Annotated in this window: 3 protein-coding genes and 1 pseudogene; all 4 read left to right on the top strand. The window is 62.1% G+C overall.

The window, feature by feature from the left end; all coding sequences use genetic code 11:
* Window positions 1-1,218 (top strand): PTS fructose transporter subunit IIC (locus tag J7G73_RS12585; RefSeq protein ID WP_291246513.1); only part of this gene is annotated, 1,218 nt, incomplete at its 5' end.
* 86 nt (window positions 1,219-1,304) lie between these two features.
* Window positions 1,305-1,568, top strand: coding sequence for an HPr family phosphocarrier protein (locus J7G73_RS12580; protein WP_087181343.1), 264 nt, complete (start codon window positions 1,305-1,307; stop codon window positions 1,566-1,568).
* Between the two features lie 93 nt (window positions 1,569-1,661).
* Window positions 1,662-3,371 (top strand): phosphoenolpyruvate--protein phosphotransferase, encoded by a 1,710-nt coding sequence (ptsP, locus tag J7G73_RS12575; RefSeq protein ID WP_291246512.1) that lies wholly within the window; start codon window positions 1,662-1,664, stop codon window positions 3,369-3,371.
* A 109-nt stretch (window positions 3,372-3,480) separates the two neighbouring features.
* A pseudogene (locus J7G73_RS12570) lies at window positions 3,481-3,680 on the top strand (aminotransferase); the annotation flags it as partial.

Genomic DNA, 3,680 nt, shown 5'->3' with positions numbered 1-3,680 from the left:
GTGCTGTTCGTTCCCGTGAGCGAGGGCATCCATCATCCGGAGGAGCTGATCCGCAAGATCGCGGAGAAGCAGGTTCCCATCTACCACTACTCCGGCGCGGTGGAGACCACCGATACCGCCAAGAACGAGAGCATCGGCCGTCAGCTGTACAAGCACCTGATGAACGGCGTTTCTCATATGCTGCCCTTCGTCATCGGCGGCGGCATTCTGATCGCTCTGGCCTTCCTGCTGGACGATTACTCCATCAATCCCGCAAACTTTGGTATGAACACCCCCGTGGCGGCCTTCTTCAAGACCGTTGGCGGCGTTGCCTTTAACTTCATGCTGCCCATTCTGGCGGGCTACATCGCCATGAGCATCGCCGACCGTCCGGGTCTGGCCGTGGGCTTTGTGGGCGGCAGCCTGGCAGCCGTGGGCACCAGCTTCGCCACCATTCTGGACCCCAGCGCCGCTGCGATCCCCGCCGGCTTCCTGGGCGCTCTGCTGGCCGGTTTTGTGGGCGGCTACTTCATGCTGGGCCTGCGCAAGGTCTGCGATAAGCTGCCGGACAGCCTGGAGGGCATCAAGCCCATCCTGCTGTACCCTGTGATCGGTGTACTGTTCATGGGCCTGTTTATGTGCCTGGTGAACCCCATCATGGGCGCCATCAACAACGGTCTGATCGCCTTCCTGAACAGCCTGGGCGGCACCAGCAAGATTCTGCTGGGCGCTGTTCTGGCCGGTATGATGAGCATCGATATGGGCGGCCCCTTCAACAAGGCTGCTTACGTGACCGGTACCGGTGCCATTGCCACCGCCGCTGCCGCGGGCGCTGCGCAGGGTGCCATTGAGTACCAGATGATGGCCGCCGTTATGGTGGGTGGTATGGTTCCCCCGCTGGCCATCGCTCTGTGCACCACCTTCTTCAAGAAGAAGTTCACTCAGGATGAGCGCAAGTCCGGTGTGGTAAACTACATCATGGGTCTGTGCTTCATCACCGAGGGCGCGATTCCCTTCGCCGCCTCCGATCCCCTGCGCGTGATTCCCAGCTGTGTGGTCGGCAGCGCCGTGGCCGGTGCGCTGAGCATGTTCTTCGGCTGCAGCCTGATGGCTCCTCACGGCGGCATCTTCGTGTTCCCCGTGGTCACCAATGTGCTGGGCTACGTGATCAGCCTGGTGGTGGGCAGCCTGGTGGGTATGCTGCTGCTGGGTGTTCTGAAGAAGAACAAGGAGCAGTAATTCCAAATCGTTGTACGCAATGCCGCCCGCGCGGTGCGCGGGCGCTTCACAATCATTTATCAAACAAGTAAAAGGAGATAACTGTTATGGTAAGCAAGATGACCAAGATCGTAAACCCCATGGGCATGCACATGCGTCCTGCCGGTATGTTCGCTCAGGAGATGATGAAGTTCAACAGCGACGTGGTGCTGGTGTTCAAGGATAAGGAGATCAACGCTAAGAGCATCATGAACCTGATGGCCGCCTGCATCAAGTGCGGCAGCGAGCTGGAAGTTCGCTGCACCGGCGACGACGAGCAGGCCGCCCTGGACAAGGCTGTGGGCCTGATCGAAAGCGGTCTGGGCGAGTAAGCAGCCAACGAGCAGACAACACGCGGCGCCCCGGTCCATCGGATGGGCCGGGGCGCGCCTGATAAAAAAGCCGACGAGAGGGGCACAAAGACCATGTTAAAGGGTACAGGAGCGTCCGCCGGTGTGGGCATTGGCCATGCGCTGGTGGTAAAAGAGCAGAATTTGGATTATTCCGCGGTGCAGTTCGCGGGTCAGCAGCAGGAAACCGAGCGCCTGAAGGAGGCTGCCTCCGCTGTGAGCCAGCGGCTGAGCACCATGGCGGCCGAGATGACCGAGAAGGTGGGCGAGCACGCCGCCGAGATTCTGTCCGGCCAGATCATGATGCTGAACGACCCGTTTATGATGGGCCAGATGGAGGAGCAGATCGCCGCGGGCAACGTGGCCGAGGCTGCGGTGGATGCCGTTTGCCAGACCTTCATTGCCATGTTCAGCGGCATGGAGGACGAGCTGATGCGCCAGCGCGCCACCGATATCGGTGACCTGCGCGCCCGCCTGCTCAAGCAGCTGCTGGGTCTGCCGGATGTGGATCTGGCCCATGCCCCCGCCGGCACCGTGATCGTTGCCAAGGATTTCACCCCCAGCATGACCGTGGGCATCAGCCGGGAGAACGTGGTGGGCATCATCACCGAGATCGGCGGCCGCACCAGCCATTCCGCCATTCTGGCCCGCGCGCTGGAGATCCCCGCGGTGCTGGGCGTGCCCGGCGCGGCGGATGCCATCCAGAACGGCGATGCCGTTGCCATGGACGGCGAGTACGGTCACGTATATGTGAACCCGGACGAGCGGACCCTGAAGGACTACGAGGCCCGCCGCGCCGAGTTCGAGCATCAGCGCCAGATGCTGAAGGCCTATCTGGGCAAGCCCACCGTGAACGCCGATGGCCGTGCCGTGGGCCTGTATGCCAACATCGGCAAGCCTGAGGACGCTCAGGCTGCGCTGGAGAAGGGCGCCGAGGGCATCGGCCTGTTCCGCACCGAGTTTTTGTTCATGGACCGGGACAGCCTGCCCACCGAGGAGGAGCAGATGAACGCCTACCGTCAGGTGGCGGCGCTGTTCGCAGGCAAGGAGGTCATCATCCGCACCCTGGATGTGGGCGGCGATAAGGAGATCGACTACCTGCACATGAAGAAGGAGGAGAACCCCTTCCTGGGTCACCGGGCCATCCGCTACTGCCTGGACAACCCCGAGACCTACATGATCCAGCTGCGCGCTCTGCTGCGCGCCGGTGCGGACCACAAGAACGTCAAGATCATGCTGCCGCTGGTCACCGGCCTGGAGGAGATTCGTGCCGCCAAGGCCATGCTGGAAAAGGCCAAGAAGGAGCTGGCTGCCGAGGGCCTGCCCTTTGACGCCAATGCTCAGCTGGGTGTAATGATCGAGACCCCCGCCGCCAGCCAGATCGCTGATCTGCTGGCTCAGGAGGCAGCCTTCTTCAGCATCGGCACCAACGACCTGACCCAGTACACCCTGGCAGTGGACCGGGGCAACCCGGATGTGGCATCCCTGTACACCCATTTCCATCCCGCTGTGCTGCGCAGCATTGCCAACGTGATCAAGGCCGCCAAGGCCGCGGGCATCCCGGTGGGCATGTGCGGCGAGGCTGCCGCCGATCCCGCCCTGATTCCCCTGCTGCTCAGCTGGGGCCTGGATGAGTTCAGCGTGAGCGCCAGCGCCGTGCTGGCCACCCGCCGCACCATCAGCCTGTGGAGCCAGCAGGAGGCGGACGACGTGCAGGCCGAGGCCATGAACCTTTCCAGCGTGAAGGGCATCCAGGGCTATCTGGCTTCCATGATCAAGAAGTAATTTTCAAAAAATGCAGGTCTGAAAAGGCCTGCATTTTTTTGCTGCGAACGCCCTGTTGTGCTATACTGGTAACATACAAAAGCGAATCGTTTGAAGGAGAAGTTTACCCATGCGTCTGCCCATGAATCCGGCCGTTACCGGCCTTACCCTTTCCGGCATCCGCCGGTTCACCGCCCTTGCCGCCCAGACCCCCGGCTGTGTGAAGCTGACCCTGGGCGAGCCGGAGTTCGACACTCCCCTGCCCATCCGGCAGGCTGCGCAGCAGGCGCTGGAGCAGAGCGATACCCACTACCCGCCCAACAACGGCCG

The organism is Allofournierella sp. (genome assembly GCF_017889395.1).
Classification (GTDB): Bacteria; Bacillota; Clostridia; order Oscillospirales; family Ruminococcaceae; genus Allofournierella.
Note: the sequence above shows the minus strand (reverse complement) of the source record. Positions and strands in the feature narration are given on the sequence as shown.